Source organism: Lysinibacillus sp. BPa_S21 (genome assembly GCF_023337795.1).
Lineage (GTDB): Bacteria > Bacillota > Bacilli > Bacillales_A > Planococcaceae > Lysinibacillus.
Genome location: NZ_JALIRS010000005.1, coordinates 114168 through 132232 on the forward strand (window position 1 = coordinate 114168; position 18065 = coordinate 132232).

The 18065-nt window shown below is 37.5% G+C and carries 18 protein-coding genes; 9 read left to right on the forward strand and 9 right to left on the reverse strand.

The features are described 5' to 3' along the window. Positions 1–42 precede the first annotated feature (42 nt). A complete protein-coding gene (locus MOK21_RS12060) occupies positions 43–594 on the reverse strand; it encodes a TetR/AcrR family transcriptional regulator (protein WP_249074217.1) in 552 nt (183 codons plus the stop codon). A gap of 638 nt (positions 595–1232) precedes the next feature. Between MOK21_RS12060 and MOK21_RS12065 the strand changes: the two genes are divergently transcribed. Beyond that, positions 1233–2285: a DUF418 domain-containing protein gene (locus MOK21_RS12065; RefSeq protein ID WP_249074218.1), complete on the forward strand. Its 1053-nt coding sequence runs from the start codon at positions 1233–1235 to the stop codon at positions 2283–2285. 178 nt (positions 2286–2463) lie between these two features. Here the strand turns inward: MOK21_RS12065 and MOK21_RS12070 are convergent, their stop codons facing one another. Then, the gene (locus MOK21_RS12070) at positions 2464–3492 is read right to left on the reverse strand and encodes an AbrB family transcriptional regulator (protein WP_249074219.1); all 1029 of its coding nucleotides are present in this window, start codon (positions 3490–3492) and stop codon (positions 2464–2466) included. Between the two features lie 224 nt (positions 3493–3716). On the opposite strand from MOK21_RS12070, the gene MOK21_RS12075 reads away from it, so the two are divergent. The 6 genes from MOK21_RS12075 (at position 3717) to MOK21_RS12100 (ending at position 7612) form a co-directional block, all read left to right on the forward strand. Then, positions 3717–4166, forward strand: coding sequence for a LytTR family DNA-binding domain-containing protein (locus MOK21_RS12075; RefSeq protein WP_248718428.1), 450 nt, complete (start codon positions 3717–3719; stop codon positions 4164–4166). A gap of 1 nt (position 4167) precedes the next feature. Then, positions 4168–4575, forward strand: coding sequence for a DUF3021 domain-containing protein (locus MOK21_RS12080; protein ID WP_249074220.1), 408 nt, complete (start codon positions 4168–4170; stop codon positions 4573–4575). Positions 4576–4580: 5 nt separating this feature from the next. Further along, positions 4581–5501, forward strand: a complete 921-nt coding sequence (locus MOK21_RS12085) for an ABC transporter ATP-binding protein (RefSeq protein WP_249074221.1) — start codon at positions 4581–4583, stop codon at positions 5499–5501. Further along, positions 5501–6376, forward strand: coding sequence for an ABC transporter permease (locus tag MOK21_RS12090; RefSeq protein WP_249074222.1), 876 nt, complete (start codon positions 5501–5503; stop codon positions 6374–6376). The genes MOK21_RS12085 and MOK21_RS12090 overlap by 1 nt, the downstream gene beginning before the upstream one ends. A 122-nt stretch (positions 6377–6498) precedes the next feature. Beyond that, positions 6499–7254 carry a DUF2087 domain-containing protein gene (locus tag MOK21_RS12095; protein ID WP_249074223.1) on the forward strand — a complete coding sequence of 252 codons (756 nt, stop codon included), beginning with the start codon at positions 6499–6501 and terminating at the stop codon, positions 7252–7254. A 16-nt stretch (positions 7255–7270) separates the two neighbouring features. Beyond that, positions 7271–7612: a GIY-YIG nuclease family protein gene (locus MOK21_RS12100; protein ID WP_249074224.1), complete on the forward strand. Its 342-nt coding sequence runs from the start codon at positions 7271–7273 to the stop codon at positions 7610–7612. A gap of 101 nt (positions 7613–7713) precedes the next feature. On the opposite strand, the gene MOK21_RS12105 is transcribed toward MOK21_RS12100, so the two are convergent. From MOK21_RS12105 to MOK21_RS12120, 4 genes are all read right to left on the reverse strand, one after another. After that, the gene (locus tag MOK21_RS12105; RefSeq protein WP_249074225.1) at positions 7714–7971 is read right to left on the reverse strand and encodes a hypothetical protein; all 258 of its coding nucleotides are present in this window, start codon (positions 7969–7971) and stop codon (positions 7714–7716) included. 51 nt (positions 7972–8022) lie between these two features. Then, positions 8023–8382: an MmcQ/YjbR family DNA-binding protein gene (locus MOK21_RS12110; protein WP_249074226.1), complete on the reverse strand. Its 360-nt coding sequence runs from the start codon at positions 8380–8382 to the stop codon at positions 8023–8025. Between the two features lie 144 nt (positions 8383–8526). After that, positions 8527–9342, reverse strand: a complete 816-nt coding sequence (locus MOK21_RS12115; protein ID WP_249074227.1) for a YitT family protein — start codon at positions 9340–9342, stop codon at positions 8527–8529. A gap of 103 nt (positions 9343–9445) precedes the next feature. After that, on the reverse strand, positions 9446–10771 hold the full coding sequence (locus tag MOK21_RS12120) for a M48 family metallopeptidase (RefSeq protein ID WP_308221927.1): 1326 nt from the start codon (positions 10769–10771) through the stop codon (positions 9446–9448). Between the two features lie 1372 nt (positions 10772–12143). Between MOK21_RS12120 and MOK21_RS12125 the strand changes: the two genes are divergently transcribed. Together MOK21_RS12125 and MOK21_RS12130 are read left to right on the forward strand one after the other, a co-directional pair. After that, positions 12144–13130 carry a BMP family lipoprotein gene (locus tag MOK21_RS12125; protein ID WP_249074228.1) on the forward strand — a complete coding sequence of 329 codons (987 nt, stop codon included), beginning with the start codon at positions 12144–12146 and terminating at the stop codon, positions 13128–13130. After that, positions 13127–14788: a methyl-accepting chemotaxis protein gene (locus MOK21_RS12130; protein ID WP_249074229.1), complete on the forward strand. Its 1662-nt coding sequence runs from the start codon at positions 13127–13129 to the stop codon at positions 14786–14788. The genes MOK21_RS12125 and MOK21_RS12130 overlap by 4 nt, the downstream gene beginning before the upstream one ends. A gap of 175 nt (positions 14789–14963) precedes the next feature. Here the strand turns inward: MOK21_RS12130 and menC are convergent, their stop codons facing one another. The 3 genes from menC to MOK21_RS12145 are packed head-to-tail and all read right to left on the reverse strand — an operon-like array spanning position 14964 to position 18056. Beyond that, entirely contained in the window at positions 14964–16073 is a 1110-nt protein-coding gene (gene menC, locus MOK21_RS12135) for an o-succinylbenzoate synthase (RefSeq protein ID WP_249074230.1), read from the reverse strand. A gap of 14 nt (positions 16074–16087) precedes the next feature. Then, positions 16088–17062, reverse strand: coding sequence for an ABC transporter ATP-binding protein (locus MOK21_RS12140; protein WP_249074231.1), 975 nt, complete (start codon positions 17060–17062; stop codon positions 16088–16090). Further along, on the reverse strand, positions 17055–18056 hold the full coding sequence (locus tag MOK21_RS12145; RefSeq protein WP_249074232.1) for an ABC transporter ATP-binding protein: 1002 nt from the start codon (positions 18054–18056) through the stop codon (positions 17055–17057). Before MOK21_RS12145 ends, MOK21_RS12140 begins: the two co-directional genes overlap by 8 nt. Positions 18057–18065 lie beyond the last annotated feature (9 nt).

The following is an 18065-nucleotide window of genomic DNA, read 5'->3' on the forward strand; positions in this document are numbered from 1 at the left end:
ACGAGTAAAAATGAATATTTGTATCAAAATGAGACGTTTGTCTTAAAATGGTTCATTTATCTGTAAATTCTTGGCGATATAAAGAAGTTCTTCTTTTGAATAAGGATAGTCATTGTTAATCCACCTTTTAACAATCTCAAAGTATCCACTACAATAAAAATCACATAATACAATAGGGTACTTAGAATTTCGAATTTTATTGGAAAGTAAATCGTTATTTTTTTTCGAGTTTTCAAGTAAAATTTCTGCACCTAATTGAATCAACTTGTCATATAGTTCATGGTTATTATTTTTAATGGTAATGTTTAAGAATAGTGCGCGATTAGCATCTATATAGTCAATCACTTCTTCAAATAATGTACGTTCCAAATCATAACCTTGCATTTGTTTAAATAGATCTATCGCTATGGAGTTTGTAGCATCATGAAAGAGTTCAAATTTATCATCATAATAACGATAAAAAGTGCTTCTATGAATCATTGCTTTATCACAAATATGGTTAATTGTGATAGATGAAAATGGTCTTTCTTTTAATAACTCTATAAACGCCTCTTTTATTAGAATTTGTGTACGAAAACGTGTGAGATTACTCAATTTACTTGCCCTCCTATTTACAGCAACTTGATATTGGTGAATGTTTTTCCCTGGTATTTAACCGAAACAGTTACTTCAGCTTGTACCTCTTCATTTTCTTGAATTCTGTTGCTTTCTTTTGCCGTATCAGTATTCCTCCATTAAGAAGTTTTGGTGGTATTTAAGCTACTATGGAGAAAATTATATAATATCATCTGATGAGAAATTGTGAAGAGAAAATAAAGTGGCTAACTTAAATTACTATCAAAAATAGATTTTATACAACTCTAACTACTTTGTAATGCAAAGGTGTAGTTGCCATTTAGATATATCTTTTTCAATCATACAATTTAGTACGGCCAGTTTAATGTAATTATAAAATCATTGATCATTATGTAATTTTCCCTAAGGGTAAAGTCTCTAATTGTTAGATTGTGTGTCTCCCTCGGTCCAAAACCGAAGCGAACCGAACCTTAGGATTTTAACGTCATAAAGAAGATGGTACCGGTTATATTCATGCAGCCATAACCACAAAAATTAATCACTCATTTTCCAGGAAATCATTGATGTTATATGACGATTTTGTAAGATTGGCGTAACATTCATCGTTACTACTTTATGGACAACTTCCGTATACTTTGTCAATGAGGAGTGAGAAAATGCAACCAATTGAATTAAACAAACGAATTGATACACTAGATTATCTCAGAGGATTTGCTTTATTAGGAATTATTTTAGTGAATATTCCAGGATTACTGCGGATTAATCTACCAAATACATCTGTAGATGTTTCATATGATAGATTTTTAACACTTTTTGTGGAAGGTAAGTTTTTCACCATTTTTTCATTTTTATTTGGTGTAGGTTTTTATATTTTTATTTCCCGTGCAATAGCTAAAAATGAACATGCAAATCAATTATTTATTAGAAGAATGATTATTTTATTGCTAATAGGACTTATCCACTTTTATTTCCAACCTGGAGAAGCATTAACCCTCTATGCAATATTTGGGCTAATCGCATTACCATTTTACAAAGTTCGTAAAGAAATAAACTTAACTATCGGGCTTATACTACTAGGGGTAACCGCTTATTTTGGCATAAAAATTGCAATGCCGTTCCCTTTAATTTTACTAGGATTAGCTGCTGGGCAGTATCGGATTTTTGAAAAAATCAACGACAATCGTAAAAATATATTAATTTTCACAGTTATTATGTTCGTTATTAGTATAGGAGGATTGCTGTATCAATGGCACTATGTCCCAGACGGAATGGTGGACTTTGACAATATCACAGAAGACGAATATACAAAACATGTGACAAATGTTGAACAATTTCCACTTATCGGGCTTCAATTTAGCCCATTTGTTTCGGCTTTTTACGTAGGTTTATTAATGCTTTTACTGCAACTTCCTTTTTTCCAGGTCTTACTTTCACCATTAAAGGACTACGGCCGTATGGCATTAACAAATTATTTAGGACAAACAGCGCTAATCTTAATAATCGGTAATGCCTTTCACCTTATGGAAAATATTCATCTCATCCAATCTCTTTGGATTTGCGTAGGTATATACATTTTCCAATTACTATTTAGTAAGATCTGGGCAAAATTCTTTAAATTTGGTCCATTTGAATGGTTGTGGCGCATGGGTACTTATTGGACAGTGCCTTCCTTGCTGAAAACTTCTACTAATTCTAAAGAACGTTCCTAAGTAGAAAAGATATTGTTTTAGAAGATGGCAAAGACCTAACTACAAAAAAGTCCGGGGAAATTTACGAACAGTAACATTCCCCGGACTTTGTATTTGAATAGATAAATTTGATAAAAGGCCACCTTTTGATCCTCTATATCCATTTAACAGAATTGGTATTTTCTCAGCATATCAGCCTCTAGATTTTCACTTTTTTCACGAACATCTTCACAAACGGTACGAGGAAAACGGATACGATCAGCACTCGGAATAGCTGAAATGCGGTAACGATTGTAACCTTTGCATGAACCGAAGCAGCGATAATCCCCATTTGATCAAGCCCACCTGGTACGATACTTAAAAAACCCGTTCGAAAATCAAGGCTGTAAAAACTCGTCATGACAAATGTTAAGCCATAAGCTGCGCCAACAAAGATACCCGCCGATACAAATGCGTAAAACACATGCTTCTTCGATAAATGTAAGTCCTCTTTTTTCAATAAAAGTCCGATGTAAATGCCAATCATCAGCTGTGCAATATGCAGTAGTGATAATGGCAATTTCGGTACATCAATTCCTATCATATTTATGCCCATCAATAAAAACACTGGGCCAAGCATATAGCCTGTCGGAATTTTTGCCTTTTGTGCTAGCCAACCGGCTACGCCACACACAGCAAGTAATCCTACTAGGCTCCATGAATACGCTCCATTGACAACTAAGTTAGTTCCCCCTGCGCCTGACACCATTAATGGCACAAAGCCGACTATCAAAAGAACCCGTAAAATTTGGAAAAACGTAATCACGACCATATCCATATTCTCTTGCTCCTCGGCAAAGGCAACAACTTGGGACATGCCACCGGGTACACAACATGTCAACGCAGTCGCAAAATCTAAATCCGTGCGTTTTGCTACTAAATAACTAATAGCAAAAAACAATACAATAAATAAAACGTTTAAAACAATCATACTTCCTAAAAATTGTTTAATATCCTGCACCGCTTCTGGTGTAAACGCAAAACCAATGGAATACCCCGCAACGATTAAACCAAAATTACGAAAATATCTAGGCCATTTCAATTGTACCTTTGTCGATAACTGAACAATTAGCACCGCAGCTATAGCGCCAAGTAACCACGGCATTGGAATATGTAATACATTAAATAAAATCGCACCTGTTAAACCAATACATAATGTGATCAACATGTGCTTGTCAAAAATAAACATAGAAGCAACCCCTCGTGACTGTATCATTCTATTATGCCGTGAACCTGCCTATTTTTCTACTTCACCACTTTTTCGCAAGGTCATATATCGTTAAATTTAAACCTGTTATCTGCAAATTTTAACCTCTTATCCAAGATTTTCTCCAAGCCAAAATTTTCTATGCTACATTATTATTACCTGATTCAGTGTTTCTCCATAGCGGGGATATGTAAAGGAGGCCTCCAATGAAAATTCATTTAACAATCAATAGTACATTAGAAGAAACTGAGGTTCATATACATGCAAAGGAATACAACGAGCAAATTGAACGACTGATGAAGCAGCTACAAACTTCACAAACAACGATGTTAGATGGCTATTTTCAGCAGGAAATTCATATGCTAAAAATTTCGGATATTTACTCCATTTACGCAGAGGGTGCAAAAGTCTTTTTGCAAACGGAAGAACAAGAATTCGAAACGAAGCGTAAATTATATGAGCTAGAAGCACAATTAGCGAAAGACTTCGCTCGAGTCAGCAAATCAACACTCGTTAACATTAACAAAATTGCCTCTATTCAAATGGGTAAAATCGGAACAACAGAATTAATTTTAGAAAACGATGTGTCCGTCCATGTTAGCCGCAAATATTTAAAAGAACTAAAACAACACTTAGGAATTGGGAGGGACTCCTAATATGAAAAAATTTATACGTATGATGACAATCGGTTTACTCATATCACTAAGCTCTTCCTACGCCTTAGTAACATTAAGTGTCATATCTAATAACGCGGTGGTATCAGGGCCTGAATTACTTGAGCAAATTATCATTGCTGCCATACTAGGGGCTGTAATAGGTCTACTGTCCATTATCTATGATATTGAACGATTACCTTTTATCGCTCAATTTATTCTTCATGTAATTGCGGTTACGTTGTGTGTCATGATTGCAGGCTATTTCGGACGTTGGTTTGAACATTCAAGCATTACGTACATTTTTATAAGTGAAGCTATTATTTTCATTATCGCTTGGTGCATTATTTATGTACTTCAAAAAAGTGATATTGCAAAAATCAATCAAGAAATTCAAAAAAGAAAGGAATAAACAATATGACCTTTGCTATACAAGTTGAAAATCTATGTAAGCAATATGGTGAACAACAGGCCGTCAAGGGGATTTCGTTCACGGTTGAACATGGCTCCCTCTTCGCCTTTTTAGGTGCGAATGGTGCGGGGAAATCAACGACCATTGAAATACTCTGTACATTATTAAAAAAATCAAGCGGTACAGTAAATATTAATGGCTATACACTTGATGCAAGCAATGACAATGGGGAAATTCGAAAATCCATTGGTGTCGTATTCCAGCAAAGTTTACTTGATGCACGATTAACGGTGCAGGAAAATATACTACATCGTGGTAAAACATATGGCTTATCGAAAAAGCAATTGGCCGATAATTATCAATTTGTTTCAACATATCTTCATTTAGCTGATATAGAAAATCGCAAATATGGCACTTTATCAGGTGGTCAAAAAAGGCGCGCTGATATTGCTCGAGCCCTTATCCATCGACCAAAAATATTGTTTTTAGATGAACCGACAACTGGGCTTGATCCACAAACACGTCAATTCGTTTGGCAAGCCATAAAGCAGCTTCAGCTTGAAACAAATATGACTGTTTTTTTAACAACGCATTATATGGAGGAAGCGGCAGTTGCTCATCAAGTCATCGTCTTAAAAGAAGGAGAAATTGTTGCTGAAGGGACACCTGATGAACTTAAAACCAAATACGCCTATGATTCAATGGCAATTGTTTTTCATAATAGTTCTGACGGGATACAGTGGCTCGAGAAAAATGCTATTTCCTATACAGAAAAACTAGGTATTTTCTCTATCCGAGTCGACTCGACACTTCATGCTTTAACGCTCTTAAAAAAAGCGGAGCCGCTTATTGCTTCGTTTGAAGTCATCAAAGGTACGATGGATGATGTCTTTCTTCATATTATGGCCGAGGGAGGTGCAGCTTAATGGAAGCATTATTTAGCTTAGTCAAACGAAATAACAAGGTTTTCAGACGTAATAAAACACAAGTCTTCTACTCGCTGCTTTCTGTCATTATTGTCATTGTCCTTTACGCAGTATTTCTTCAAAAATCACAAATTAATGCCATTGAGGAAATGATAAAAACAACTCCAGAATTGGTCACAATGGTCAATGAATGGATTGTCGCTGGTTTACTCTCTATGATCGCCGTTACCACTACGCTTGCTGCATATGGCATTGCTGTTAGGGACCTTGAATCAAAAGCGCAAGCTGATTTTTTAACAGCACCCATCTCACGGGCAACCATCCAATTTAGCTATGTATTAAATTCATTTATCATTGGCTGTATCTTTTCCTTTATCGCCCTTATTGGCTGCGAAATTTTTATCGCATCAACTGGCGGTCAGCTACTTAGCTTTGGGGATTTCTTGAAAGTAGTCGGCATACTAGTTTTATCTGTGTTACTTGCCAGTGTTTTTAATCTCTTCCTTGTGTTACTTGCCAATAGCGAACATTCATTTTCAACGCTCAGTACAATCATTGGTACAGCACTCGGTTTCTTATGTGGTGTTTATGTACCTGTTGGTGCCCTTCCAAGCTTTGCTCAAAATATTATTATGTATTTTCCTATTAGCCACACAACTTTACTATTACGCAATGCGTTTATGGAGAGCTCAATTTCCAAGGTTTTCGAAGGTGCGCCTGCTTCACAGGTAGAAGAATACAAAAAAGTGTATGGCATTGTCTATGACCTTCATGGAAACATACTAAGTACCTCAACAAGCATGATCATTATTGTCGTCACAATTATTGTGCTAGCCATCGTATCGATTATTATTTTTAAAAAGAAAAATAAATAAACACTTTCGCACATCGTTTATAAAACGATGTGTTTTTATTGATTTTATCCAAACAATTTGTTATTTTAATAATAAATAAGCAAACAAAATAAATATTCGTTTGTTTTTTAGGAGGATTTCCAATGGATGTACATGAATTATTTTGGCAGGCTTCGATCCATGACATAAAAAAAGGCTACAATGATGACGCAACACACTTCACTTGTTTGCTTTGCGGAGAAAAAATTGAAAAGGGTATTATTTATCCACATGAAGGTGTTCTCTACGAGGCAGAAAAATTTATGCAACATCATATGACCGCTGTCCATCGATCTGTATTTCATTATTTAAATGGCCTTCATAAAAAAATGACAGGACTAACTGATCATCAAAGTCATATTTTACGCTTATTTTATGAAGGAAAAAGCGATCAAGACATTAAAGAAGAGCTGGAAATTGGTAGTGCAGCAACGATACGTCACCATCGTTTTGCACTGAAAGAAAAGGAACGACAAGCGAAAACGTTTCTTGCAATGATGGAGCTTTTAAAAGAACAAAATCAAAAGGAAGACAGCTTTGTACCTATTCACAAAACGGCAACGATGGTCGATGATCGCTATAATATTACGATTTCTGAAGAACAGCAATTACTCGAAAAGTACTTTCCAAATGGTTTGGACAAAGAGCTTGTCCGATTCCCAAAGCGTGAAAAACATAAAATTGTCATACTCCGTGCCATCACAAAGCTTTTCGATGAAACAAAACAGTATTCCGAAAAGGAATTAAACGAAATAATCCAACCGATATATGAGGACTATGTGCAAATACGTCGCTATTTAATCGAATACGGCTTCATGGATCGAAAAGAGGATGGCAGTGCGTACTGGATAAAAAAATAAGAAAGCAGGGTTAGCAATGGACCATAAAAAAGAATTAAAGGAAATGTATAAAGAAATAAAAATCGAAGCTGGTGTTTTCACCATGACTAATAAACAAAATGGTAAAGTGTTTGTTGGCAGCTTCAATAATTTAAAACGCTTAAACGGTTTTCAATTTATGTTAAAAACAAATACACATACGAATAAAGAACTACAAGCTGATTACAACACCTTCGGCAATGATGCTTTTGATATTGAAGTTGTGGAATATTTGAAGAAAAAAGAAGAAGGCTATTTCGATCCCAAAAAAGAGCTAGAAAAGCTGGAACAAAAATGGCTCGACAAGCTTCAGCCATTTGGTGAACGTGGCTATAACTAGGTAACACAAAAAAGAATCTGTTTTCTCCGAGATTTTAAGCTTTGAGAAACTTGCAGATTCTTTTTTAATTTCATATATTTGTTGTTTCGCATGGGGAATCACTACTTGCAGGTATTTCTTTTCGTTAGTAGAGCAAATACCAGTTGGATCTGAGCAGTTCTTTGGCTGGCCTGAGCACTTTTCTCCTGCACCTGAGCAGTTCTTTGACCTACCCGAGCACTTTCACCTGGCACCTGAGCAGTTCTTTGACCTACCCGAGCACTTTTCTCCTGCACCTGAGCAGTTCTTTGAGCAACCCGAGCACTTTTCACTCGCACCCGATCAATTCTTTGATTATCCTGAGCAGTTTTCTCTTTCACCTTAGTTTTTCTTCGCTGGCATCCCCTATTTCTCCTGCTTGTTCTCTCACTTCATTTCAGAATTTCCTGCTGAGCTTTTTTTGTTAGCTTTCCAAACACTAACTCATAAGAGTGTTGGATTAACTTTTCAACTACATCCATAGGTACATCATCTACATCCATATAGATTGAATTCCAATGTGTTTTATTCATATAATAGCCTGGAATAATGCTTTCATAAGCTTCTCTCAGCTCTTCCGCTCGCTTAGGTTCGCATTTTACTGTAAGTACCGGTCTTCCTGTAGCATCTCCGCCCATCATCCCATACATTTTACCCCCAATATGATAGCGATCTGCTTGCCATTCTTCTTTGTAATCATGCGTTGTTCCATGAAGCTTTAAGCAATAAGAGTGAATTGTTTCTTTGTTCATTATGTAACCCCTTTCCTCTAAAATCATAAAAAACACACGTTCGATTATTTTAAGTATAATCATAAACGTGTGCAAAATAAATGAATATTTATTTTGAATTACCTGACAAATTAGCGAGTAGGAGCGTCAGGCAAAACATATTATTCACTTTATGCCTCGATCAAACATACCGATGACCTCAGTAGTTTGCAATATATTAACAAATGATTTAGGATCTGTTTCCTTGATCATACCTTTAACTTCAGCAAGCTGATAGCGTGTAATGACGGTAATTAAAACTTTTCGCCCTTCGCCTGAATAAGCTCCCTTCGCATCCATAATGGTTACACCTCGATGAAGCTTTTCCAGTAGCTGCTGTTTTACTTCCTCGCCCTTGCTCGTAATAATCATCAGTGTCAATTTAATATTACTCGTATGAATGGTGTCGACTACCTTTCCTGTAGCATAAATCGATACGAGCGTCAGTAATGCCGCATCCCAGCTAAAAACAAATCCGGAGATAGCTACAACGACCCCATTCATCGCTGAGATTAATGTACCCAGTGGAAAATCACGTTTGCGACTTAGCAGCATCGCTATAATATCAAAACCTCCAGAGGAACCTGCCGCACGAAAAATCATACCCATCCCTAAGCCCACAATAACCCCACCGAATAATGAGGCAAGAATTGGATCTTGTGTAGCTTTATGAATGGGGATAATATACAAACTTACTGACAAGACAACTACTGAAAGAATGGTATATCCAATAAATCGCTTCCCTAGCTTTAGAACTCCTAAAATAAGCAGCGGCAAATTCAATAGTAAATTTAAAACCCCTGTATTCAAGGGTGTAACAATCCCAAGCATGATAGCAATCCCGCTTAATCCCCCACTTAAAATCTCATGTGGAATTAACAAAAAATTGTAGGCAAAGGCGACTACTATCGATGACAGTGTAATAACAACAATATTACGCATAACAATTCCCCTATCATGAACGTACGAGTTTTGAACTACTTTCCCTTAGAATACCCAACTTATTCATTCAAAAAACGCACTATTACAGTTAAAACACCGACATTTATTTCTTCTGATGTTCTTTTTTCTGCTCCTCTTTTATCGGCACTTCTTTTACCGGCTCCTCTTTATGCTCTTCAGCCTTCTCCGCTACCTTATAAATACGTTCAAGCATTGGCGGATGCGTATAACGGAACCACTTTACGAGTAACTGTGGATTTACCTCACTCAATCCAGAAATCGTTAGCTTCTGGAATGCAGTAATGGCAGATTCCCGATCACCCGTTAGTGAAATCGCATATTGATCAGCTCTCGTTTCCTGATACCTCGAAACATAATTTGACAGAGGGCTCGACGCAAATAATAAAACAGATGTTAGGAGCAAAAACAAAGGATAAGAACCTATATCACCAACATTTTTAATGTTTAATACATGTCCATGACGTCGAATCAACCACCTCAAACCTTTTGCAGTTAGCCATAACCCTAGCAACGTCAACAGAAGATAGCCAGCAATACCAAAATAAATATGCTTTTCAACATAGTGTCCCATTTCATGTGCCATAATAAAGAGTATTTCATTATCCGTTAAACGATTTAACGTTGTATCCCACAGCACAATTCTCGAATTACTACCTATCCCCGTGACATAGGCATTTAAAGCATTTGTTTTTTGTGCCATATTAACTTCATATACGTGCTCTGCTGGTATATTTGCCTGTGTAGCAAGAGATAGAATTTTTTCCTCTAGCTCTTTATTTTTTAGCGGATAAAAATCATTATATAAAGGATCAATAACTACAGGTTGAATAAACATTACAAATATTGTAAAGGGAATCGTTAGAATCCATGCATATAACCACCATCTTTTGGCACTTTTTTTTATGAGCCAATAAAGGACCGACACGATAATTAAACTCATGCCAAAGTTAACCCAAAAATCAAGAATGCCATCTCGCATCCATGAGGAGAATGCTTGTGTACTAATCCCATAAGTTTTGCTTAAATTGTAACGATAATAATCGAGTGGAAATAGTACAACATATAGTAAAAGTGATAATAAAAATAAGTAGCTTGCATTTTGTAACAGCTTCCATTTTGCTTGTGACGTCGCTACCTTTTCGAAATAACGCGATACGCCCATAATTAAAATCATGAAATAGATTAACCATTCCAAAGGTGTAGCAACAAAGAAAAGGAAGTTCCGTATTTTAGAATATTCACCGCTTAAGTATAGTTCTTTTTCAGACATAAACATCACTGGATCTGCAGCTGTCCCCTGCATCGCTCGCGGTATTGTTCCACCACCGCTATGGAATATATACCAATACATACACAGCACATAAACACCGAATATAAGTAGCGCGACAATTCCCATTTTTTTCGCTATGACATTTCCTCCCTTGTTCAACACTAAGTTCGTCCTATAGTAAGTGTAAGCTAAAATGAAAAAGTTAGAACAAATTTTTCTTTGTTTTATTTACCTTCAATTCTACTTCACACCAAATGACCCTTTTCGCGCGGGTATTACCCTGCCGCGGTATTTACCCTGCTTCCGCGGGTATTCTTCCTCTTCGCGCGGATATTACCCCTGCCGCGGTTTTACCCTGCTCCGCGGGTATTCACCTTGCTTCCGCGGGTATTACCTTGCCGCGGTATTCACCCTGCTTCCGCGGGTATTTACCTTGCTTCCGCGGGTATTCACCCTGCTTCCGCGGGTATTTACCTTGCTTCCGCGGGTATTTACCTTGCTTCCGCGGGTATTTACCTTGCTTCCGCGGGTATTCACCTTGCTTCCGCGGGTATTCACCTTGCTTCCGCGGGTATTCACCTTGCTTCCGCGGGTATTCACCTTGCTTCCTCGGGTATTCACCTTGCTTCCTCGGGTATTCACCTTGCTTCCGCGGGTATTCACCTTGCTTCCTCGGGTATTACCTTGCCGCGGTATTCACCCTGCTTCCGCGGGTATTTACCTTGCTTCCGCGGGTATTCACCCTGCTTCCGCGGGTATTCACCTTGCTTCCGCGGATATTACCCTGCCGCGGGTATTTACCCTGCTCCGCGGGTATTCAACTTGCTTTCGCGGGTATTTACCCTGCTCCGCGGGTATTCACCTTGCTTTCGCGGGTATTCACCCTGCTTCCGCGGGTATTTACCTTGCTTCCGCGGGTATTCACCTTGCTTCCGCGGGTATTTACCCTGCTTCCGCGGGTATCCCCTTCGCGCCGATATTACCATGCCGCGGGTATTCTTCCTCTTCGCGCGGATATTACCCTGCCGCGGGTAATTTTCAAGACTGCTTGCAAGCGTAGTGATTAATGGTTATTAACATTTTATGCTAACTTTCATAATAACCAAAATCAGAACTCAGTGTTAATTCTGATAATTACGTAAATTCATTAGCTAAAAGGCGGTTATGTAAAATATAATCGAAAATATTTTAAAATTATTTGGTGCAGTTTAATCATCGCAAACTCTTTAGATGTTTGTAGGGCTATTTTAATTGACAAAGAAAAGGGTTAATTTTGCAAAATATATAAGTTTTTCACAATATCCCCCTACCTTTTTCACTATATACATAGAGAAAATCCACTTCAAAACAAACTAAATACTCAGTGCTTAGAAAATATCGAGAATGATTTGAACCGATTTCCCTGTAGTAAATTGTAAAAAATCTGATAGTATTTAATGGTAAAACAAAAATATCGTCTGACATCTGACATATAATAACTATTTACCGATAATAATTGGAGGTACTCATTTTGAAAAAATTCTTGATTGGCTTTTGTCTAATAGCTTTGTTATTAGCAGGCTGTACAATTTCTCCGCAAGAAAAGGCGAAGGATGACTATAAAATTGGCATCTTACTCTCAGATGCAGGGCTTGGTGATGAATCGTTTAATGACTCAGCTTTTAAAGGGCTTGAGAAAGCACGAGATGAGTTAGGTATTTTGTTTGATTATAAAGAGGCACCTGATGGCAATTACGAACAGAAGCTAGAGGAACTTGTCACAGAAAAGTATAACGTCATTATTGGTCTTGGCTTCTCTGCACAGGAAGCTTTGGAAAAGACGGCGAAGAAATATCCAGATCAGCAATTTGTCCTTATTGATGGACAATCAGATGTTGCAAATATTACTTCCATAACCTTTAAAGAACAGGAAGGTAGCTTTTTACTTGGAATGGTTGCTGCAATGACGAGTAAAACTGGAAAAATAGGATTTATTGGTGGTGTAAATATTCCGGTTATCCATCATTTTGAAAACGGCTTTATTGAAGGCGCTAAATATTTTAATCCAAATATTGAAATCGTTAGTGAATACTCTGGCTCATTTGATGATGCCAAGGCAGGTGCCGCCATCGCAGAACGTTACATAAAGAACGGCGTAGATTTTATTTATCATGCAGCGGGATTCACAGGCTTCGGTGCCATAAAGAAAGCAGAGGAAATGGGCAAATATGCGGCCGGAGTTGATACAGATCAATTTTACATAGCAGAAAAGACTGTCGTAACATCCATGTTAAAGAATGTCGACCAAGCTGTTTTTACATTGGCTAAAACATTAGTTGAAGACGGGAAAATTTCCGACAAATCATTTTCATTCGGTTTAGCTGATAACGGGGTCGGACTTGCGGATATACGTGTTATTAAACTTACACCTGAGCAACAGACTGCCATTGAACGAGCAAAAGAAGATATTGTTTCAGGTAAAATAAAAGTTACTGCAGAAAAGGGGAATAGCCAGTGACACTACGAAAAAAATTATTTATGAACATACTTATACCTATTGTCCTCGCAATGGCTATGATTGGTTTTATTATCGTTCAAACATTGGATATTCAAACAACTGCACAAGATGATACAGAACTATTACTAGCAGTAAAAGAACTTGAGCAAAGTTTAGTTATTGCGAGCCAATCACTAAATAATTACACTTATTTAAATAGTGAGGCCAATAAAAATGAAGCTCTCTCCACTTTAAAAGAAACGAAAGTAAATGTAGACAAACTCTCAACGATTGCAACAGTAGCTGATCATAAGGCAATCATCAAAAAAATCGAGGGTAAATACGATGAGTTAGCAAAAGCTACAGAAGCGGGGTTTCTTGCCCACAATCGACCTGAGATAAAAAAACAAGCAATCAGAATATCCGGAATCTTAAACGACATGTATCTACTAAAAAAAGAAACAAATGAATGGTATAAAGAAACGAATGATTTGGCAGAGCAAAAGATTTCTTTTATTACCACGACAACAATCATAGGCAGTATCCTTTTAATTATTGCTACTATCATCTTTTCGTATGTCGCAACGAAAAGAATTACAACCCCGATTAATCGAATCGTGGATTTTGCACAATCGGTGGCTGCAGGGATTTTGACAATTGACACCTCTTCCCTATCCTATAAGAAAAATAGTAGAAATGAAGTGGATCAACTGACTGAGAACTTTTCCAAAATGATTGTTAGCTTAAAAAGCACCGTACAATCTATTGATCATGTAGGTAAAAATGTTGGTCTATTTACAAGAGATGTCACAAGTTATATTGAAACGGTAAACGACGGCAATAAACAGATTGCTACATCAACGGATGAATTAGCAAAGGGAAGCCTAACAATTTCAGAGGATATCCAGTCAACTGCTATCCTTATGAATACCATGGCAGATCAATTTACGACTGTTCAACGGGCGAGTGAACAATCTGCCATAAACGGCAACCAGGCACTTACTGCAGTTCAAAATGGTCGTAGCTCATTAGAAAAGCAATCCTCTATCGCGAATGATGTTTCATCCACTTCGATTAGTATCAAAGAGGCTGTTACGCAATTCTCTCAATTCACAACAGAAATTGAAGGTGCCGCGAATGCAGTCCACGCTATTGCGGATCAAACAAACCTCCTAGCATTAAATGCTGCCATCGAAGCGGCACGTGCAGGAGAAGCCGGAAAAGGATTTGCCGTCGTAGCAAAGGAAGTCAAAAAACTATCTCATGAAACAGAAAAAGCTACTACTTTAATCTCCTCGATGGTGACGCATATACATGATGGCATTACGCTCATCCTTTCTACCGCTGACCGTGGACATCAGCTTTCAAAAGAACAATTACAATCGATGACCGATACAGAAAAGTCATTTGAGGCGATTGCCACACATGTTTTAGACATTAATGATCAGTTACAGCACCTTACGAGGGATATGGAGCAAACTAGCGCAATGAGCCAGCAGATGAACAGTGCCATTGAAAACATCTCCGCTATTACGGAAGAAACCGCAGCAGGAACAGAAGAAATATCCGCATCTACACAAGAACAGCTAGGATCATTCGAAAAAATTAGTGAAAAGGTTTCAGAACTTCAAGACATGACAAACACATTGTCTGTAGAACTTAAAAAATTCAAATTATAAAAAACAGCGCCTCTATTACTACAGACTAATAGGGGCACTGATTAGCACCTTTTATTAATAACAAGTTTGGATTCCGATTAGAATTAAGTGATTGTAACAAAAACTTTTGCTCATAAAACCCTTACTATTTTTAGATCTACTAAAGCCACCCATATTTATAGCTGGGTGGCCTTTGTTATGCTTCATAAATAAATTTTTCTAGCGTGTATTTTTCTAATTTATCTTGCACTACATTATACCCAATACCAGGTAAGTCGGAAACTTGGATATGTCCTTGGTCATCCATGACGATTTCTGGCTCGACAATGTCCTCATGCCAATAACGGGCAGAAGGAGCTGTATCACCAGGTATTATAAAGTTCGGCAGTGTTGTAATCGCAATATTATGAGCACGACCAATCCCTGATTCTAGCATTCCCCCACACCATACCGGGATCTGATGCTGCTGACATAAATCATGAATCTTTTTAGCCTCAGATAAGCCTCCAACACGCCCTACCTTTATATTAATCACTTTGCAGCTACCAAGTTCAATTGCACGTCTAGCATCATCATATGAATGAATACTTTCATCTAAACAAATCGGTGTATTGAGTTCGCTTTGTAATTTTCGATGATCGACAATATCATCATGCTCAAGCGGTTGCTCAATCATCAATAAGTTTAATTGATCCATCTCTTTAAATAATGGTAGATCTTCTAATGAGTAGGCAGAATTGGCATCTGCCATTAAAGGAATATCACCAAAGCGCTCACGGATTACTCGCAGTACTTCAATATCTTTTCCGGGCTTTATTTTAATTTTAATTTTTTTAAATCCTTGTTTTAAATAACCTTCAATGCTTTCCAGCAACGAATTCGTATCATCTTCAATGCCTATGCTAATGCCAACTGTAATTTCTTTTTTCTCTCCGCCAAGTGCTTGTGCTAAAGGTATGCCCTGCTCTTTTGCATATAAATCCCAAATAGCCGCTTCCACAGCAGATTTTGCCATATTATTACGTCGCACACGGGCAAATTTCTTATTTACCTCATCTGGGTGGTTAAATTCCTGACCAATAACAAGTGGTATTAAAAATTCATCAATAATAGAGAATGCCGTTGAAGCTGTTTCTTCTCCATAATAAGGATAGGCACTAACTACACATTCTCCATAACCAACATGCTTCTCACCATACGCTTCAATAATTAAGAAAATACGTTCTTGCTGCGTCATAAAACTTGTTTCAAATGGTGATTTCATAGTCATTTTCATTTTACGGACTATTATTTTTTCAATTTTCATTTCTCAACACTCCCCTATTTGTAATATAAATGGCAGGCCGTCTTATGGTCGGGTGAATGTTCGACCAACTCTGGCTCCACCGTCCTGCATTTTTCCATTGCAAAAGGGCATCTCGTCTGGAAAACACAGCCTGACGGTGGATTCAAAGGAGAAGGGATTTCACCTTGCAACTTAATCTTTTCACGTTTAATTCGTGGATTAGGTACAGGAATTGCCGATAATAGTGCTTTCGTGTAAGGATGCATCGGATTGCTAAAAATTTCATCTGTCGTTGTTTCTTCTACTAGCTTTCCTAAGTACATTACGCCAATTCGGTTGGAAATATGGCGTACAACACTTAAGTCATGTGAAATAAACAATAATGTTAAATTAAATTCTTTTTGTAAATCCTCTAATAAATTCAGCACTTGTGATTGAATGGATACATCTAAAGCTGATACAGGTTCATCACAGATAATAATATCCGGATTCATGATGAGCGCACGTGCTAATCCTATACGCTGACGCTGCCCGCCTGAAAATTCATGTGGAAATCGAAAATAATGTTCATTTTGGAACCCTACTTTATTTAAAATATCCATCACTCTTTGCGTACGCTCTTGCTTTGTGCCAATATGGTGTATTTTCAAGGTTTCTTCTAGTATTGTCCCGATACGTTTACGTGGATTTAACGATGAATAAGGATCTTGAAACACCATTTGTAAACCACGTCGAATTTGCAGCATTTCTTTTTGGTTTAGCTTATTAATTGTCTGGCCTTGGTAAATTATTTCGCCATCTGTAGGTTCAATGAGTCGCAAAATAGAACGCCCTGTGGTACTTTTTCCGCAACCAGATTCTCCAACTAAGCTATATGTCTCTCCTTTAGTAAGCTCAAAGGACACATTATTTACTGCTTTGACATATCTTTTTTCTCGCCCAACGCCACCATTTACAGGAAAGTAGGTTTTTAAGTTCTTTATTTGTAAAATCGTTTCTTTGTTATCCATACATTGTCGCCTCCCGCTTTCCTTGAATTTCTTCAAAGTGCCAGCACCGGACTTTACGCTCTCCGTAGCTTTCAAGCTTTGGTATAGATGTGCGGCATTCTTCTGTCTGGAATTCACAGCGTGGAGCAAAACGACAACCTGCAGGAATTTGATTTAATGTCGGCACCTTTCCTTCAATCACATATAGCTTTTCCTCACGATTTCCTTCTATAGTAGGAATTGATTTTAATAAGCCTTGTGTATACGGATGAAGAGGCTGATCAAAAATCGATAATACATCACTTTCTTCAATGACTTGTCCTAAATACATAACAACCACTTTTTCACAAACTTCAGCCACAACTCCTAGATCATGTGTAATCATGATTGTCCCCATATTAAATTGCTCTTTTAAGTCTTTTATTAAGTCTAAAATTTGTGATTGCGTTGTCACATCTAAAGCTGTTGTAGGTTCATCAGCAATTAAAAGTGCTGGCTGACAGCTAAGTGCCATCGCTATCATGACCCGTTGACGCATTCCCCCTGAGAGTTGATGTGGAAACTCATCAACCCGTTTCTCCGGTGCTGGAATACCAGTCAATTTCAGCATGTCAATCGCTTTCGCACGCGCCTGTTCTTTTGAAACATTTTGATGAAGAAGGAGAGCCTCCATAATTTGATCTCCTACCGTGTAAACTGGATTTAATGAACTCATTGGATCCTGAAAAATCATAGCAATATCATTACCACGAATTTCTCGCATCTCTTTTGCGGATTTCGCTAATAAATTTTGACCTTCAAGACGAATTTCACCTTCATACTTCGTATGCTTTTCATCGAGAAGTCGTAAAATAGACTCTGCTGTAACACTTTTACCACAGCCAGATTCCCCCACCACACCAACGATTTGCCCTTTTTTAACAGAGAAAGAAACGTCATCGACCGCTGTTACTTTCTTTTCCTCTGTATCAAAATGAACTTTTAAATGCTCAATTTCAAGTAAAGTATCTGTCATCGTATTAAC

Excerpts from the sequence above, each read along its gene's own strand:
- MOK21_RS12075 (WP_248718428.1), top strand. The coding sequence starts at position 3,717 with ATGAAAATTCATTTAACAATCAATAGTACATTAGAAGAAACTGAGGTT.
- MOK21_RS12145 (WP_249074232.1), bottom strand. The coding sequence starts at position 18,056 with ATGACAGATACTTTACTTGAAATTGAGCATTTAAAAGTTCATTTTGAT.
- MOK21_RS12085 (WP_249074221.1), top strand. The coding sequence starts at position 4,581 with ATGACCTTTGCTATACAAGTTGAAAATCTATGTAAGCAATATGGTGAA.
- MOK21_RS12065 (WP_249074218.1), top strand. The coding sequence starts at position 1,233 with ATGCAACCAATTGAATTAAACAAACGAATTGATACACTAGATTATCTC.
- menC (WP_249074230.1), bottom strand. The coding sequence starts at position 16,073 with ATGAAAATTGAAAAAATAATAGTCCGTAAAATGAAAATGACTATGAAA.
- MOK21_RS12095 (WP_249074223.1), top strand. The coding sequence starts at position 6,499 with ATGGATGTACATGAATTATTTTGGCAGGCTTCGATCCATGACATAAAA.
- MOK21_RS12090 (WP_249074222.1), top strand. The coding sequence starts at position 5,501 with ATGGAAGCATTATTTAGCTTAGTCAAACGAAATAACAAGGTTTTCAGA.
- MOK21_RS12100 (WP_249074224.1), top strand. The coding sequence starts at position 7,271 with ATGGACCATAAAAAAGAATTAAAGGAAATGTATAAAGAAATAAAAATC.
- MOK21_RS12070 (WP_249074219.1), bottom strand. The coding sequence starts at position 3,492 with ATGTTTATTTTTGACAAGCACATGTTGATCACATTATGTATTGGTTTA.
- MOK21_RS12140 (WP_249074231.1), bottom strand. The coding sequence starts at position 17,062 with ATGGATAACAAAGAAACGATTTTACAAATAAAGAACTTAAAAACCTAC.
- MOK21_RS12080 (WP_249074220.1), top strand. The coding sequence starts at position 4,168 with ATGAAAAAATTTATACGTATGATGACAATCGGTTTACTCATATCACTA.
- MOK21_RS12110 (WP_249074226.1), bottom strand. The coding sequence starts at position 8,382 with ATGAACAAAGAAACAATTCACTCTTATTGCTTAAAGCTTCATGGAACA.
- MOK21_RS12115 (WP_249074227.1), bottom strand. The coding sequence starts at position 9,342 with ATGCGTAATATTGTTGTTATTACACTGTCATCGATAGTAGTCGCCTTT.